Annotated in this window: 15 protein-coding genes and 1 pseudogene; 8 read left to right on the top strand and 8 right to left on the bottom strand. The window is 56.9% G+C overall.

What is annotated here, in order from left to right:
* Nucleotides 1-10: 10 nt before the first annotated feature.
* The 4 genes from AB4O16_RS01790 to AB4O16_RS01775 form a co-directional block, all read right to left on the bottom strand.
* On the bottom strand, nt 11-1,009 hold the full coding sequence (locus AB4O16_RS01790) for an NADP-dependent oxidoreductase (RefSeq protein WP_460156815.1): 999 nt from the start codon (nt 1,007-1,009) through the stop codon (nt 11-13).
* A gap of 45 nt (nt 1,010-1,054) precedes the next feature.
* A complete protein-coding gene (locus AB4O16_RS01785) occupies nt 1,055-1,924 on the bottom strand; it encodes an alpha/beta fold hydrolase (RefSeq protein WP_460156814.1) in 870 nt (289 codons plus the stop codon).
* A gap of 96 nt (nt 1,925-2,020) precedes the next feature.
* Complete coding sequence (locus AB4O16_RS01780; RefSeq protein ID WP_460156813.1) at nt 2,021-2,809, bottom strand: SDR family NAD(P)-dependent oxidoreductase; 789 nt, start codon at nt 2,807-2,809, stop codon at nt 2,021-2,023.
* A gap of 74 nt (nt 2,810-2,883) precedes the next feature.
* Nucleotides 2,884-3,984, bottom strand: coding sequence for an alkene reductase (locus AB4O16_RS01775; RefSeq protein ID WP_460156812.1), 1,101 nt, complete (start codon nt 3,982-3,984; stop codon nt 2,884-2,886).
* Nucleotides 3,985-4,151: 167 nt separating this feature from the next.
* Between AB4O16_RS01775 and AB4O16_RS01770 the strand changes: the two genes are divergently transcribed.
* The 4 genes from AB4O16_RS01770 (at nt 4,152) to AB4O16_RS01755 (ending at nt 7,973) form a co-directional block, all read left to right on the top strand.
* Nucleotides 4,152-4,751: a TetR/AcrR family transcriptional regulator gene (locus tag AB4O16_RS01770; RefSeq protein ID WP_460156811.1), complete on the top strand. Its 600-nt coding sequence runs from the start codon at nt 4,152-4,154 to the stop codon at nt 4,749-4,751.
* 153 nt (nt 4,752-4,904) lie between these two features.
* The gene (locus AB4O16_RS01765) at nt 4,905-5,726 is read left to right on the top strand and encodes an ABC transporter substrate-binding protein (protein ID WP_160386810.1); all 822 of its coding nucleotides are present in this window, start codon (nt 4,905-4,907) and stop codon (nt 5,724-5,726) included.
* The gene (locus tag AB4O16_RS01760; RefSeq protein WP_460156810.1) at nt 5,723-6,568 is read left to right on the top strand and encodes an amino acid ABC transporter permease; all 846 of its coding nucleotides are present in this window, start codon (nt 5,723-5,725) and stop codon (nt 6,566-6,568) included. The genes AB4O16_RS01765 and AB4O16_RS01760 overlap by 4 nt, the downstream gene beginning before the upstream one ends.
* A 34-nt stretch (nt 6,569-6,602) precedes the next feature.
* Complete coding sequence (locus AB4O16_RS01755) at nt 6,603-7,973, top strand: LLM class flavin-dependent oxidoreductase (RefSeq protein WP_460156809.1); 1,371 nt, start codon at nt 6,603-6,605, stop codon at nt 7,971-7,973.
* Between the two features lie 39 nt (nt 7,974-8,012).
* On the opposite strand, the pseudogene AB4O16_RS01750 reads toward AB4O16_RS01755, so the two are convergent.
* From AB4O16_RS01750 to AB4O16_RS01740, 3 genes and pseudogenes are all read right to left on the bottom strand, one after another.
* Nucleotides 8,013-8,213 (bottom strand): annotated as a pseudogene (locus AB4O16_RS01750) (LysR family transcriptional regulator); the annotation flags it as partial.
* Between the two features lie 275 nt (nt 8,214-8,488).
* Nucleotides 8,489-9,076 carry an NADPH-dependent F420 reductase gene (locus tag AB4O16_RS01745; protein WP_160386813.1) on the bottom strand — a complete coding sequence of 196 codons (588 nt, stop codon included), beginning with the start codon at nt 9,074-9,076 and terminating at the stop codon, nt 8,489-8,491.
* Between the two features lie 45 nt (nt 9,077-9,121).
* Entirely contained in the window at nt 9,122-9,295 is a 174-nt protein-coding gene (locus tag AB4O16_RS01740) for a hypothetical protein (RefSeq protein ID WP_160386814.1), read from the bottom strand.
* A gap of 66 nt (nt 9,296-9,361) precedes the next feature.
* Between AB4O16_RS01740 and AB4O16_RS01735 the strand changes: the two genes are divergently transcribed.
* From AB4O16_RS01735 to AB4O16_RS01725, 3 genes are all read left to right on the top strand, one after another.
* A complete protein-coding gene (locus tag AB4O16_RS01735; protein WP_460156808.1) occupies nt 9,362-10,291 on the top strand; it encodes a LysR family transcriptional regulator in 930 nt (309 codons plus the stop codon).
* Nucleotides 10,288-10,956, top strand: coding sequence for a dTMP kinase (locus tag AB4O16_RS01730; RefSeq protein WP_460156807.1), 669 nt, complete (start codon nt 10,288-10,290; stop codon nt 10,954-10,956). Before AB4O16_RS01735 ends, AB4O16_RS01730 begins: the two co-directional genes overlap by 4 nt.
* A gap of 104 nt (nt 10,957-11,060) precedes the next feature.
* Complete coding sequence (locus tag AB4O16_RS01725) at nt 11,061-11,984, top strand: LysR family transcriptional regulator (RefSeq protein ID WP_160386817.1); 924 nt, start codon at nt 11,061-11,063, stop codon at nt 11,982-11,984.
* Here AB4O16_RS01725 and AB4O16_RS01720 read toward each other — a convergent pair.
* On the bottom strand, nt 11,981-13,120 hold the full coding sequence (locus AB4O16_RS01720; protein WP_160386818.1) for a porin: 1,140 nt from the start codon (nt 13,118-13,120) through the stop codon (nt 11,981-11,983). The genes AB4O16_RS01725 and AB4O16_RS01720 overlap by 4 nt on opposite strands.
* A gap of 386 nt (nt 13,121-13,506) precedes the next feature.
* On the opposite strand from AB4O16_RS01720, the gene AB4O16_RS01715 reads away from it, so the two are divergent.
* Nucleotides 13,507-14,826 carry an MFS transporter gene (locus AB4O16_RS01715; protein ID WP_160386819.1) on the top strand — a complete coding sequence of 440 codons (1,320 nt, stop codon included), beginning with the start codon at nt 13,507-13,509 and terminating at the stop codon, nt 14,824-14,826.
* Nucleotide 14,827 lies beyond the last annotated feature (1 nt).

Here is a 14,827-nt window from a genome sequence, read left to right as displayed (position 1 = left end):
ATCACTCACTTCACGAGAGCTTGATGATGACCTTACCTTTGGATCGTCCTTGTTCGACATAACTCAAAGCCTCGGCTGTCGATTCGAAAGGGAAGGTTGTGTCGATCACCGGTTTGATAATGCCGGACTCGATCAGAGCAGTGATTTCACTCAGTTGAGCACCACTGGCACGCATAAAAACGAACGCATAGCTGACGTTCAGCTGGCGAGCTTTTCTGCGGATACCGCTGCTCAACAGACGCATCACCAAACCCAATCCCCAAAACAGTTTTTGCTCTTCAGCGAACTCTGGCGTCGGCGGCCCGGAGATGGAAATGAGCTGGCCACCAGGCTTCAGAATGGTGAGCGACTTCTCCAGTTCATCCGCGCCCAAGCTGTTCAATACGACGTCGTAGTCCTGCAAAACGCTTTCGAAGTTTTGCTTCTTGTAGTCGATGACAACGTCGGCTCCCAGGGCTTTAACCCATTCAACATTGGTTGTGCTGGTGGTTGTCGCAACGAAGGCGCCCAGATGCTTGGCGAGCTGGATGGCGATGCTGCCAACGCCGCCGGATCCGGCGTGGATAAAGACCTTCTGGCCTTTTTGCAACCTGGCTGTTTCAACCAACACCTGCCAGGCCGTCAGAGCGACCAGGGGGAGGGAAGCCGCTTCTTCCATGCTGATATTTTTGGGTTTCAACGCGATTGCATTTTCTTCCACCGCAATCAGCTCGGCGAACGTGCCTATGCGCTCTTGAGGAGGGCGTGCGTAGACTTCGTCACCTGGCTTGAAGCGCCGCACGGCTGAGCCCACGCCAACCACCACTCCAGCCAAATCATTGCCCAAAATCAACGGAAATGAGTACGGCAAGATCAGTTTGAATTCGCCTGTACTGATCTTTGAATCAAGCACGTTGACACTTGTGGCATGCACTTGAACCAGGACGTCATGGGCACCCACTTCAGGTGCGGGCACCTCGGCGATACGGCCACTATTCTTGCCGTAACGGTCGATTAGAAATGCCTTCATGTTGATTCATCTCTCATAGATACAAATGGGACTGGCCGAACACGCTCAGGCATCCAGGAATATCGTTGCCTGGGCCACGAAGTCGGCATGATGTTGGAAAATACCGCCATGCCCTGCATCCTCGTAAATGATCAGTTGTGAATTCGGGATCCGGTTCGCCAAGTCAGCAGAGTTCACCGTGGGCACCATGATGTCGTGGTCACCGTTGGCGATCAGCGTCGGTATCTGTATGCGACTGAGATTTTGTGGGGGGTGTCTGCCCCATGCATGAATGGCTTTCAACTGCCGCAAAAAAGCGCTTGGTGTTGGATTTTTGTCTCGATCTTTCCTGCGCTCCTTCAGGCGATTCAGAAAATCCTTGGCGGCTCGCCGGCCATTGACCGTCGAGGTGAAGAACAGGTAGGTCTTCGGATCGCGCAACGTCAGCAAACCTTTAAGCATCAATGGCCATGACACTGACCAGACCTTGTCGATGCCAGTGCCGCCAGCAGGGCCGGTGCCGGTCAGAATAAGTCTGCGCACCAGGTCAGGGGCGCTCAGGGCAATTTCCTGGGCCACGAACCCTCCAAGTGAAAAACCCAGCAGGTCGACCTTGTCGAAACCCAGCGCACGAATCACAGCGATGGCATCGTTTGCCATTTCACTGACCGTCGCAGGGGCGGTGCCATCTGAGGCGCCGATACCCCGATAGTCAGTGGCGATGATGCGCCGGGTGCTTGCGAGCCCATCCATGATCCGTGGGTCGAAGTTGTCCAGCACTGCGCCCCAATGGTTAAGCAGAACGAGCGGCAACGCACCCTTGGGGCCTATGTCACGGTAAGCGAAGGCTGTTCCTTCAACCTTGATCCATTGGTTCGCTGCATTGACGAACTGCGTGCGCGATCCGGGATGAGGTGTTGTGTCTTGAATATTCATGTTGGCCCCGTGCTGCGGGTCGAAAAGCTGCAAGTGAGACTGTGTTGCAGGCGCTTTTAAATCGAGTGCTGCGCACCAGTGCCTGCTGCACGATGATTACGCCTTGGCTTGATAACGCTCGGCGACATCGGATTGCCTGATCTCTGACAGCAAGCCCTGGCGTGCGGCCTGCAAGGCATCCCAACGGGCGGCGTCCTGCAAGGGTGGGATGGTCACGGGCTCGCGACGATCGAAACCGACCAGGGCCGCATCGACCAGATCACCCACTTCCATGATGTCACTGAGGGTATTGATGTCGATGCCCGCTCGCTCCCAGATTTCGGTGCGAGTGGCTGCCGGCAGAACGGCTTGCACGTAGACGCCTTTGGGCGACAGTTCCAGGCTCATACCTTGCGATAGAAACAGCACAAAAGCCTTGGTCGCGCCGTAGACCGTCATCCCGAACTCTGGTGCCAGGCCCACGACCGAGCCTATGTTGATAATCGCTCCGTCCCCGGCTTGTGCCAGGCGTGGGGCGATGGCGCTGGCAAGCCGTACCAGTGCGGTAGTGTTGAGCGTGACCAACTGAGCAACGCTGTCGGTGGATTGTTCGATAAAGCTGCCCGATTGTGCGGCGCCGGCATTGTTCACCAGGATGCCGATACTGGCGTCGTCGCGCAGGCGAGCCTCGACCGTGGTCAAGTCGCTGATCTGGGTCAGGTCAGCCTGGAGAACAACGATGGCGACGTTGTGTTTCTCACGCAGCCGGGCTGCAAGAGCATCCAGCCGCCCTTTGTCGCGGGCTACCAGTACGAGGTCGTGCCCGCGCTTTGCAAAGCGCTCGGCATAAGTAGCGCCAATGCCAGTTGAAGCGCCGGTAATCAGAACAGTAGTAGGGATGCTCATGAATTGTTCCTCAGTTTCGGATATCGACAGGCGAGTCATGCGTGGTGTCCGGAGGACGTGCGCAGACCTGATTTTTAGCCGTGCCGGGTACTGGATTCAGCAAGGGTGGGGTAGTCGATGTAGCCTTCTGCACCGCCGCCATACAGGGTCGCAGGATCGAATGCCGACAAAGCGGCAGCGTTTTCAAGGCGCTCGACCAAGTCCGGGTTACCGATGAAGGGGCGTCCAAAGGCGATCATGTCGGCCTTGTTATCGTTTAGTTGAGAGGTGGCCAAACTCACGTCGTAGCCATTGTTCGCGATGTAAGTATTTTTGAAGCGTTGGCGCAGAGAACCAAAGTCGAAGGGCGCAATATCGCGTGGCCCACCAGTCGCGCCTTCGACCACATGGAGGTACACAATGCCCAAGGCATCGAGTTGGTCGACAATGTAGTCAAACTGGGCTTGCGGTTCGCTGCTGGAGACACCATTGGCTGGCGAAACTGGCGATATACGGATGCCTGTGCGGTCTGCACCGACCTCGGCTACGACCGCCGCCGTCACTTCCAGCAGTAGGCGAGCGCGATTTTCAATCGTGCCACCGTAGGCATCGGTGCGGATGTTGGCACCGTCTTTTACGAACTGATCCAGCAAATAGCCGTTTGCGCCATGGACCTCTACGCCATCGAATCCCGCAGCGATGGCGTTTGCCGCCGCTTGGCGAAAATCATTGACGATCCCGGGAAGCTCGCTGATATCAAGCGCTCGCGGCTCTGAAACGTCCACGAAGCTATTATTGACGAAGACCTTGGTCGCGGGACGGAGAGCGGAGGGTGCTACCGGAGCGGCACCGTTCTCCTGCAGGTCAACGTGCGATACGCGTCCGACATGCCACAGTTGCAGGAAAATTCGTCCGCCTTTTGCGTGGACGGCATCGGTGACCTGGCGCCAGCCATCGATCTGCGCCTGCGTGTAGATACCGGGCGTATCCTGGTAGCCCTGTCCCTGCTGCGAGATCTGCGAGGCTTCGGAGATCAACAGGCCTGTAGAGGCTCTCTGGCTGTAATAGGTTGCAGCGAACTCGCTCGGGACGAAGCCTTCGCCCGCACGGTTACGCGTCAGCGGAGCCATCACGATTCTATTGGAAAGTGTCAGCGAGCCGAGCGTGTACGGCTCAAACAACGTCTTATCGTTCATTTCGTTTCCATACTCGTTGATTAATGAGGGCGACATGCGCCGTGCCAGGGAAGATTCGCGTTGACGCTTTTATGATGTCGATCATACTCAAAACTGTCAACGCTTTTGATTATGATCGACATCAGAGTATGATGAGGTCATTGCTTTGAGGTGCAGAGGCGCAGGAAATGAAGATCACCAAGGCTCAATCGCTTGCCAATAGAGCTCACATCGTTGAGACGGCTTCAGAGCTGTTTCGCGAACGTGGCTACGATGGCGTGGGGGTGGCGGAACTCATGGCAGCTGCCGGATTTACGCAAGGAGGGTTCTACAAGCATTTCGGCTCCAAGGCCGATTTGATGGCTGAAGCGGCAGCGAATAGTCTTTCGCATTCGCTGACCAGTTCCGAAGGTCTCGACGTTGCCGAATTCGTAGATTTGTATGTGTCGAGAGATCACCGAGACGGAAGGGGCACGGGTTGCACAATGGCGGCTCTATGTGGAGACGCTGCGCGTCAATCAGGCGAGTTGAAAGCCACCTTTGCCAACGGGGTAGAAACCACGCTGGCAGCGCTCGAAGAAAAGTACAAAGCAAGGCCAGACGCACCGCAGGATGGGGTGCGGGCAAAAATGATCGACATGCTGGCGCATGCAATCGGTGCGGTCATGTTGTCGCGCGCCTGCCCGGATGACTCTTCGCTGGCTGATGAAATACTCGAGGTTTGCCACGCTGAGATAGTGGCGTCATTACCGTTGTCGCCAGTCAATGAGCCGCAGGAGAAGCAATAGCTGGACGCTTTCAGTCAAGGCGCTGGCGTCTTCTGAATCGCTATATCCAATATAGCTTGAACATAGTCTGTTATTCCATAAAACAAGTTTTAAACTAATTTATAGTGCGTTTTAATCTATGCAGATCTTCTGAATTGATTGGAGCACTTGTCTTTGAAAACTAAGGCGCTTTTACCTTTTGGCCTGGCACTGCTGGCTACCTGCTCGACGGCTTTCGCGGGCGCCACTCTGGATCGTGTAACCAGCAGCGGGGAGCTGACCGGCGTGCTGATGGAAAGCTATCCGCCATTCTCCTTTCTCAATGAACAGAACCAACTGGACGGGTTTGACGTCGATGTCGCCAAGGCCGTTGCGCAACGGCTAGGGGTGAAGCTGAAGTTGCAGACACCGTCCTGGGATGTCATCGCAGCCGGACACTGGAACGGACGATATGACATCTGCGTTTGCTCCATGACCCCGAGCAAGGCGCGGGCCGAAGTGTTCGACTTCCCGGTTGAGTATTACCAGTCACCGGCCGTGATCGTGGTGAATGCCAAAGACAAGGGCATTGTCACGGGCAAGGATCTTTCGGGTAAAAAAGTCGGTGTGATCAGTGCGTCGACCTATGAAGCCTATCTGAACAAGGATCTGGTGATCGAGGGCGCCGAGGACAAGCCGTTGAGCTATCCATTCGAAAGCGTCCAGGTCGCGCCATACGACAACGAAACGGTAGCTTTCCAGGATCTGGCCTTGGGCACTGGCGTGCGTCTGGATGCCATGGTCACCAACCTCATCACCGCTCGTGAACGCATCGCCCAGGATCCGCGTTTCAAAATTGCTGGCGACACGCTGTATGCAGAGCCCAACGTGGTAGCGATCGAAAAGGGCGATCCGCAATGGAATGCCAAAGTCACTGAGGTCGTCACCCAGCTCAAGGCCGACGGCACATTAAGCAAGATTTCACAGAAATGGATCGGTGCCGATATCAGCCAATGACAGCCCTCAATCCACACCCGGCCAAGGCGGCTCTCGCCCCCGACACCGAGACGCGTCGTTTCAGCCCGCTACCTGGTTTTCGCACTCGCCTGTATTTGACCTGGGCAGTGCTGTTCGGCCTGTGCGTCATGTTTTTCATGAGCTTCGATCTGAAGTTCTCGATCATTGTGCAGAAGTTGCCCAACCTGATGGGCCTGCATTTGGGGCCTGACGGTTTTTTGCAAGGTGCCGCGCTGACGCTGTTCCTGTGCTTCTGCTCGATCTGGCTTTCGTTGCTCCTGGGCTTCGTGACGGCGCTGGCGCGCCTGTCCCGCAGTGCAGTGGCTTTCGGCATTGCCAGTTTCTATGCGTCCTTTTTTCGCGGTACGCCGCTGCTGATCCAGATCCTGCTGATCTACCTGGGGCTGCCGCAGTTGGGTGTGGTTCCTGGCGCCATCAGCGCAGGGATCATTGCGCTCTCGCTCAATTACGGTGCCTACCTCAGCGAGATTTTTCGTGCCGGCATCATGGCTGTAGCACCCGGACAGCGCGAAGCGGCGATGGCCCTGGGGCTGGGGCCGGTGGCAACGTTCCTGCACATCGTCCTGCCGCAAGCCATGCGCACGATCATTCCCCCGACAACCAGTCAGTTCATTTCAATGCTCAAGGACTCCTCGTTGATATCGGTGATGGGCGTCTGGGAAGTGATGTTCCTGGCGCAGTCGTACGGTCGTTCGTCCTATCGCTACATCGAAATGCTCACCACGGCAGCCGTGATCTATTGGCTCCTGTCCATTGGGCTGGAGTTGATACAGAACCGTCTTGAACGCCACTACGGCAAAGGTTTCAAGCATCAGCGCTGATCCGCCCGTTTAATGACTTTTTACAGGTACTACGATGTCCGATCCAAAACCTCTGTTGTTTGCGTTATACGAGCAAGCCAGTGTTGGCTGTGGCGGCGCGCCGAGCCTCTGGACGCACCCGGCTGACGAGCGACTGACCATCAACTCGCTGGGCTACTGGTCTAACCTGGCACGCATCGCCGACCAGGCTCATCTCGACATGCTGTTTTTTGGTGATGTGCTGGGTTTCTACGATGTGTTTGGCGGTAATGCCGACGCGGCCATGAAGTGGGCGGTGGAAGCACCGGCCAACGATCCGTTGATGATCATCCCGGCATTGGCCGCCGTGACGGAAAACCTCGCGTTCGGCGTGACTGTCACCACCAGCTACGAGCATCCGTTCACCCATGCCCGGCGCTTCAGCACGCTGGATCACCTGACCAATGGCCGGGTCGGCTGGAACATCGTCACTTCCTACCTGAACAGCGCCGCTCGCAACTTCGGCCTGGAGCAGATGATCAAGCACGATGATCGTTATGAACGCGCCGAGGAGTTTCTCGATGTGGTTTACAAACTCTGGGAAGGCAGCTGGGCAAACGATGCCGTGGTGGCCGACAAGTCTCGCCAGGTCTATGCCAAGGGCGATCGCGTGCGACCGATCAATCATGTTGGCGAGCATTACCGGGTGGCCGGGCCGCATTTGACGTCCCCGTCACCGCAACGCACACCGTTGCTGATCCAGGCCGGTTGGTCAGGCCGTGGTCGTGAGTTTGCGGCCAAGCACGCCGAACTGATTTTCATCGCCAAGTCCAACCCGCTGGAGATTCGCCAGGGCTTGGAAGATATATGGACACAGGCCAGGGCACGCGGGCGTCAAGCCGGGGATGTCAAATCACTGACCGTACTGCGCATCGTCACGGCCAGGACCGAGATCGAAGCCCAGAGCAAATATGACGAACTGCAAAGCAACTATCACTTGCAAGCGCAACTGGTGAGTTATGCCGGCGACACCGGTATCGATATCAGCCGCTACGCGGACAGCGACGCGTTGTCGACTCACACTGAAGGCATGACGTCCTACGTGATGCGCCCTGATGGCAGTGGCAAGCCCTTGACCGCCGGCGATGTCAAACAGCGCTTTGCCAACGTCACCCGGGGCAGTGACCTGATTCTGGTGGGAACGCCGCAGCAGGTGGCCGATCGCATCGAGGAGCATGCACGGATCTCCGGCACCAGCGGCTACATGCTCAACCCGCTGATCAGCCCGGGCAGCCTCGAAGACTTTGTTGAACTGGTCATTCCTGAACTGCAAAAGCGTGGTTTGTATCGCACCCAGCCACAGAGCGGTACTTTCCGTTCGCGGTTACGGGGCGATGGTGCTGACCATTTACCGGATTCTGCTTATGGTGCCTCGTTCCGCTTTTAAGAAGGTTTTTAGAGTGGATGTGCCTGTTCCGTCAGGCTTAGGTGAAGTACCAAAATTGGCAGAGGCACTTGCCAAAGGCACGAGCACATCCTCTCCAACCTTCTTTCCAATGAATTGATCTGGGGCCAGCAAAGGCGGGACGTCGGGATGGCGATGGCAACGCAGAAATTGAACCTGGCCGTGAATCAGCATCTGCTCACAAACAGCCATGCTATCTGAGTGCAGGCGTACAGCAGCAACGGTTGATTAATTAACCCGTAAAAAAATGGTTCTTCACGGATTACCGGGAAACTGTAGGAGACGGCTTGCCGGCGATGGACTCAAGTGCGCCGCGTTTATTCGGTTCACACGCGTTATCGTTAACGACCATCGCCGGCAAGCCGGCTCCTACAGGGGACCATGTGACCTCCAAGACAATGAAACCAATAACCCATAACGTAACTTCGCAAGGGGCTGGTAGCGTTTGACAGAGCCAGGACTGCAGAGCAGGGCGACTCGGCAAACTGCGAGCTCAATCACTGATGTTTGATGATGTTCTGCAGAATCAACGGGCCACCCAGGCCCAGCAGTTTTCCGCCATCGGTCGTTGTGCCAAGAGAAATGGCTGCGAAGCCCAGTTTTTCCACCAGAGCGGTTACGCTGGTGTTGGCGTCTTGATCACGACCCCATAAAAACATCACACGTCGTCCGCCGTCTTGCGCCGGCTCTTTGGCGAGCAGTGCTGCCGGAAGTTGATTAAAGGACTTGACTACCCTGGCGCCAGTGAATGCGGCCGCCACGACGTCAGTTGAGGCCTGGTCGCCCAGTTCCTGAGGCGGCACGCCATAGGTGTTCATCGCGTCAATGACGATCCTGTTGTTCCAGTTCGCGTGTGTCCCACCGATATTGCGATGAGCGCTGAACGGAATGGCCAAAATCACGACGTCTGCAGCCAGTGCCTCTTCGAGAGTTTGTGCTGCGACCGTGCTTCCCAGTTCATCGGCAAGCAGCGCGAGGCTCAGTGGGCCACGGGTGTTGGCTATCCCGACGGGAATGCCGTTTCGGGCGAATTGGCGGGCGAGGGCAGTGCCCACTTTGCCGGAACCGATGATGGAATAAGTCATGTCGATATCCTCAAAAGCGATAAAAGAACGGGAGGCTGGTCGTGATCACGCGCTAATGGCAGCTATGTCTTCTAGTGCTTGAGCGATGGCTGCATCCTTGACCTGCGCATTGATCGCCAAACCCTCTGCGCGGATAACGGTCGTATCGCTGATTCCCAGAAAACCTAGCAGCAGCCAGATCTCGTGGATTTGAACGTCACGAGAACGATGAGCTTTCACGTAGCATCTGAATAGACGGTATATTGAGATGTTAAGTATCTTTATTTGAGATGGAGTGATAGGGAAATGCTCGACGGCGTATCACTTGATCAGTTGCGAACCTTCATTGCGGCAGTGGATGAAGGCAGTTTCTCGGCGGCGGCCAGAAAGCTCAATCGAGTCCAGTCGGCCGTCAGTGGTTGGGTTGGCAGTCTGGAGGATCAGATGGGTGTCGTGCTGTTCGACCGCTCAGGGCGACTTCCCAAGTTGACGCCTCAAGGTGCGCTCTTGCTTACCGATGCACGCAACATCGTGTCTGGGGTAGACACTTTGAAGGCGCGCGCCAAACTCATGGCTTCGGGGCTCGAACCAGAATTGTCGGTGGTGGTGGACGTGTTTTTCCCGACATCGGCGATCACCGCCGTCGTCAAGGAGTTCGCTGAGCGCTTCCCGTTGACTCGCCTTAAAATATTCGTCGAGGGGCTTGGGGCTGGCTATCAACCCATACTGGACGGTCGTTGTAGCTTGGGTATCTTGGCATCGTTACCCATTACATTTGCGACCTTGTCCAGCGAGCGAATCGGTGAGTTTTCGCTGGTGATGGTGGCCGCCGCCGATCATCCGTTGTCCAGCCTGAGTGGCAAACTATCCAGGCGAGAACTGGCCAAGCACATTCAACTGGTGCTGACTGATCGCTCGGAGATGTTGGCGGGCCAGGACTATGGCGTGATGTCGCCTTCGACGTGGCGCCTGGCCGATCTATCGACCAAGTACGCTTTCCTGAAAGATGGTGTCGGCTGGGGCAGCATGCCGTTGCACATGATCGAACAAGACTTGGCGGCCGGCACCTTGGTTATGCTCGATGTCGAAAGCATCCCCAGAGAGGGGGTGAAGATCGATATTTCTGCAGTTCACGCGACCAGTACGTTGCCCGGGCCGGCTGGGCGGTGGTTGATTGATCGTATGCACGATTTGAGTCATGGAAAAACCGTCCATCAATCGTCATTTGAAGAATGAATCGTCCCTGGTTTGTTTCTCTGGATGGGCCCAAGGGCACCGGAAAAACCACACTGCTGGAAGCCGTTACGAAGGCACTGAGGGCAGACAACAAGAAAGTGATCCGGCTTTGCGAGAGAAAAAGCGATCCCTACAGGGGGCAAACAATGGCCCTCGTTAACGAACTCGCCAGAAATCCCGACAGGGATCTGGAGCTTGAGGTTTGTGAGCGCTTTGCTGATAGCCGTAGGTGGATTTCGCAGCATGTGCTGCCGGAACAGCCACCGGGCAGCATTATCCTGATGGATCGCTGGTACCCGTCAGATGCTGCGTTTCGCCGGATGATCCCGTTTGCAGAGATTCTACTGTTGAACATTGATCGAGGCGTGCAAGTGCCGGATCTGCATGTGGGAGTTGTCACCGACCCTGATATTTCATGGGCAAGGGCAGCGGCACGATCCCGTGGGTTGGGCAGTACCGTGATCCATAACCTGGAAGAACAGATCGCGTGTACCCAGGCGTTCGAGCGAGCGATGGCAGATCACGACTGGGTTTTGTGCCGTAACGAAGGAACGATCGAAGATGCAACGATGCAGGTTGTTGCCGAGATCCTTAAAGCGCTTCATCAGTCCGAAAACTTCAAGCCCTCCATGCCATCCGTGTGCACTGCACATGTGAAAAACTGAGCCCCCTTGTTGGCTACATCAAACGCAAGCATTGGATCGGCGAGCGGCTTGTGGCCGGGATATTGCTATATCCTTGGTGAACAATAAAAGGCGAGTCGAACACTGTGAAGTTTCATCAAATCAGAGCTTTGGTAGCGATCAATCAGTGCGGCAGTATCAATGAGGCTTCGCAGATACTGCACGTTACTCAACCTGCATTAAGCCGTTCAATCAAGGATCTGGAACGAGAGCTCGGGCTGACCTTGCTGCAGCGTTCGTACAAAGGCATGTCGCTGACCGAGGAGGGCCGGCGCATTATTCGCCACGCGCACATGGCGGTCGAAAGCATGCGACGGCTGCAGATCGAGGCCGATAATATTCATGACATGGCGGTTGGCGATGTGGCCATCGGCATTACTTCACTGACAGCGATGTTGCCCGGATTCGAGCAGTGCATCAGTGATTTCCAGGCGAAGAATCCACGGGTGCGGATCAAACTCATCGAGCAGCGCCCGAGCCATATCGTGCAGCGCTTGCGCGACGGGAGCCTGGATTTTGCCCTGACTTCGCAGCAAAACACCCAGCGTCTGAATCTGGATTGGGAAGCCTTGCATCGCATTCAGGGGGCCGTGGTCTGTAGCCCGGACAACCCGTTGCGTCATTCTCGCTCACTGCGCCAGTTGCAGTACGCCAACTGGATCAGCCTGGATGAGATCGACGATCGCTCGTCGCAGTTCTACCAGATGTTCGAGGTCAACGACATTCACCCGCCGCAGAAGGTCATCGAGTGCGCGTCGCTGCTGCTGGCCTTGCGCCTGGTAGAGAACGCCGACGCGTTCATGACCCTGAGTAACCTGGCGGTAGGCAACACATTGCCGCCTGGGCGGGCGCCGGAGTTGGCCTGCGTCGAGATCGAGGAAATCATCCCCGAATACCCGATCTACCTGGTATGCATCGACCGTCATTCGCTGACGTCGCCGGCCAAGGATCTGTTCTACAGCCTCAAGTCGAGGCTGGCCGCGGAGTCGTTGGCCGAACTCGCTCGTTAGAAGTGATAGTACATGCCGATTGCCAGGTTCTGCGGGTCGTCACCGGGCTGCTCGACCGGTATGCCCGCATAGGTGATGGATGAATTGGGGCGATTATCGATCAGTGCGACGCGGCCGTAGATGGCCCAGTTGGGCCGCAGGAAATGGTCGTAGCCGAGCATCATGCCGAAGGCGTCCTTGTCGCCGAATTCGATGTTGCGCTTGACCAGTGCCAGGCGTGCCACATCAGCTTTGCCCACAGGAGCGGAAATGCCCGCGGTCCACGCGGTCATGCTCGGCGTAGCGTGGTAGTCGACGTCCTGGCGCTGCCAGGTGACGCTGGCTGCAAGCGGGCCGAAGTCGTAAAACACTGAGGCGCTTTTGAAGTAGTTGTGGGTCTGGCGCTGGCGATCACCATCGTCCCAGGGGTCGCTCAGATAGTCGTTGAACGAGCCAATCAAGATCCAGCGCGCATTGCTGTACTGCAAGCTGACACCCTTACCGCGCAGGGTTTTTCCCGAGCTGGCCGTATCGTTCAATCCAAAGCTCAATGCGCTGCCGAGACTGAAGCCGGCGTATTTCGGGGTGGTGTAGGCCAGGGTGTGTTTGGGCCGCATGTCCAGATAATAGGCGCCACGCCCGGCCGGCGGAGAGGTCAGGTAGGTATAGGGCGACCCATAGGTGGCCAGAAACGGGTCGGCGTAGGTCGGCGTGCCCATGCCGTAGGTTTTGCCAAACTCAAGCTTGCCGTAGTTGCGCGAGCGCAGCGCCACAACAGCCAGGCGCAATGCGCCAACCTGTTTCCAATGCTCGTCCAGCGCCTGGCCATTGAGGTTGAAGCCTTCTTCGACATCCGCTTCCAGTACCGTGTCCTCGTCGAGCGCTTTGCGCATGTACAGTCCCAGTTTGTTGGTCCATGCCGCGCCGCCGGCGACCTTGAACCCCGAGTAATGCCCTGAGTCCTGATAGTTCACGAAGGCATCGACAGTGCCATAGATCTTGAGCTTGTCATCAAAGCCCTTGTCGACGTTGTAGTAGCCAAACCCTGACGCTACCCGAGCGATGGAGGGAAACCCCTCGGCCTGACCGGCAACCGGCAGGCTTAACCCCAGGAGCAGGGTGACCAGGGACGAATGACACGCGACGGACTTACCCATTACAGACTCTCCGTGTAGCTGATGAGTGAAGGTTCGCAGCCTCCACGAAAATAAAATCAGCCGGAAATTGTCAATTTTGTATGGGTATGCCCGTTTGCTAATTTGCTCGCTGAATACAGGCTTTCAGGGAGTGGAGTAGGGGGCATTGCTCTTGGAGACGTCTCTTTTTACCTATCCACCGTCTTTAGCAAGCGTTGTTTCTGGCAAAAGCCGGTGCAGGGAAGGGCTCTATGACCATGAATCGCACCGTGGCGGGGCGAAACTGCGGGGCAAAGCGCAACGAAATGAACCAATGGTTAATCGTGTGCAAAAAGCGCAAGTGATTCATCGCAGAAGTTACCCGATAGTTGGTGTCGACAACACGAATGACTCGGAGAGAGCCCCCCATGACCACCTTGCACTCGGACACTCATTTGGCCAACGGCACGATACGGCGCGACAGCGCCGCCGTCGGATCTGGCAAAGCCACCGTCGCCTGCGCTCTGGGCAACGCCCTGGAGATGTACGATTTCACCATCTACAGTTTTTTCGCCGTGGTGATCGCCAAAAATTTCTTTCCGGCGCAGTCGCCGATAGCGTCGTTGCTGATGTCCTTGACCGCCTTCGGCGTGGGTTTTCTGATGCGGCCGATCGGGGCGATGGTGATCGGCCGTTTCGCCGACCGAAAAGGTCGCAAGGCGGCCCTGACGCTGACCATTTTCCTGATGACACTGGGCACGGCGTTGATCGCATTCGCCCCCACCTACCAGCAAGCGGGGGTCTTTGGCACGGTGCTCCTGGTCATAGGGCGTCTTACTCAGGGATTTTCCGCCGGTGGTGAAATCGGCACCGCCTCGGTGCTGATGATGGAGTCGACCGGGACGGGGAATCGTTGCGGCAACGTCAGTTGGCAGGCCGCCAGCCAAGGTTATGCAGCCTTGGTCGGGGCTGGCATCGGGCTGCTGCTGACCAGTGTCATGACCACGCCTGACCTGGAAAGCTGGGGTTGGCGCATCCCGTTCATCGTCGGTTTGCTGATCGGCCCGGTTGGTTGGTACATCCGCCGCTGCCTGCCGGAAACACTCGAGCACGCAGCCATTGAGCTACAGCCGTCCACGGTGCGCAAACCTCGCTGGCGCGAGGTGATCGACCTGCGCAACACCATCCTCGCCACTGGCCTGATGGCGAGCGCAACCATCGGCATGTACCTGTTCATTTTCTACATGCCGTCGTACCTGGTCACCGCGCTGCACTATCCGCAGCGCAGCGCCTTGGCGATTGCCTGTGTGGCTGCCGCGTGCCTGGCGATCATCACGCCGATCGCCGGGCGTTACGCCGACCGTCACGGCCTGCGCAAAAAGCTTTTGGTGTGGACTGTCACCTTGCCTGTCATCGCAGCCTGGCCGGCGCTGTGGTTGTTGTCGAACACCACCGACCTGTACCTGGCGATGCTGATCGTGGCGCTGCTGGTGCTGCCCGGTTGTGTTGGTTCGGGGGCGTTTTTCGCGATGATCATGGAAGCCTTTGCCAAACCGCAAAGGGCACTTGGCACCTCGGTCAGCTACAGCTTTGGCGTGACCCTGTTCGGCGGGTTCTCGCCGCTGATCGCTACCTGGCTGACGGCGACGCTCAACGATCCGTTGGCCCCGGCCTTTTATTTGCTGGCCGGTGGGGTGATCAGCCTGACCTGCCTGAAACTGTTCCCGGAAAACATTGGAAGAGCCTAAC

The organism is Pseudomonas sp. S2_H10, from assembly GCF_054668285.1.
Note: the sequence above shows the minus strand (reverse complement) of the source record. Positions and strands in the feature narration are given on the sequence as shown.